Origin of the sequence: Hathewaya limosa (assembly GCF_030815255.1) — a bacterium.
GTDB lineage: Bacteria > Bacillota > Clostridia > Clostridiales > Clostridiaceae > Hathewaya > Hathewaya limosa.
In genome coordinates, this window is sequence record NZ_JAUSWN010000054.1 from 1 (window position 1) to 1,270 (window position 1,270).

Consider the following 1,270-nt stretch of genomic DNA (forward strand, 5'->3'; position numbering starts at 1 on the left):
CGTTCTGTTAAGTTATATGAACATTGAACTATCTCATCCCTAGAGTTACAATAGTTTCACCACAAAATCATTATCCCCCTCGGAAAGGAGATTAGTTCAATGTCAAAAGCTAAATTAAAATGCCCTAGATGCCACAGTTTGAAATTGTTTAAATTCGGAAAAGACAAACAAGGAAATCAAAAATATCAATGTAAAGAGTGTAAAAGACAATTTGCACCATCGGCTACGCCGAAAGAGCGAAAGCTCTCTGAATATCCTCGTTGTCCCTTATGTGGCAAAGCGACATATATTCATCATGATTACCCCAAGTATACTCGGTATAAATGTGGTAATAGAAAGTGTAATCATATACTTGTTCAAGTAAAAGCGTCAGCTATTTTGCATTCATCTGACCATCTAATCCATGGCAAAAATAATTTTAAAGGTATGAGATATCCTATTTCTGTTATTCTAAATGCTTTAACACTATATTTTCATAATGATTCTTCAACAAGAAGAATTTCTGAGTACTTTAAAATCACGATGAATATTAAAGTATCTCATGTTACTATTGCATCTTGGACTAAAAAATTTGCTCCAATGTTTAAAAAAATATACGATGATATATTTTCTTCTATACATTTATCTGATTCAGATGAATGGCATGCCGATGAAACTGTAGTTTTTATAAACGGGAAAAAACATTATCTTTGGTTAGTAATTGATTCCGAAACTAGATTAATAGTTTCTCATCATCTAACACCAAGCAGAGATAGTGATCAAGCTTATACAGTATTAAATTCTAGCAAAAAGTTAGGAACTCCTAATTCTATAGTTTCAGATAGATTGCCATCTTATAATCAAGCAGTTAAAAATATATTTCCTACTGCTAAACATATTAAAGTTCAAAGCTTTCGTGATGATATAAGTAACAATCTTATAGAATCCTTTAATAAATCTTTTAAATACTGGTATAAGCGTAAAAAAGGATTTAATTCCTTTAAAAGTGCTAATTCTCTTATATTTATGTTTATTTTCCACTACAATTTTATAAGACCTCATTCCTCTTTAAGCAACTTATCACCTATGGAAGTTGCAGGAGTAAAATTTAATAGTATTGAAAAATCTAGCTGGTTATTAACAGCCTAACGGCTTAAAAAAAATAACATTTAGATAGTTCTTTTTGTCATACCCAATTTTAAATTTATATATATAATTATTCCAAGCTAACGCTTAAATTCGTAATTTTGCGATTGAGATAGTTAATCTTTCATAATTAATTAACAGAACC

The 1,270-nt window shown here is 29.7% G+C and carries 1 protein-coding gene; it reads left to right on the top strand.

Annotated features, from left to right (window positions below):
• Window positions 1-99: 99 nt before the first annotated feature.
• Window positions 100-1,128, top strand: a complete 1,029-nt coding sequence (locus QOZ93_RS14000) for an IS6 family transposase (protein WP_307357472.1) — start codon at window positions 100-102, stop codon at window positions 1,126-1,128.
• The last annotated feature ends 142 nt before the right edge of the window (window positions 1,129-1,270 follow it).

Bases quoted from the DNA above. Each gene is read 5' to 3' on its own strand.
- QOZ93_RS14000 (WP_307357472.1), top strand. From the start codon at position 100: ATGTCAAAAGCTAAATTAAAATGCCCTAGATGCCACAGTTTGAAATTG.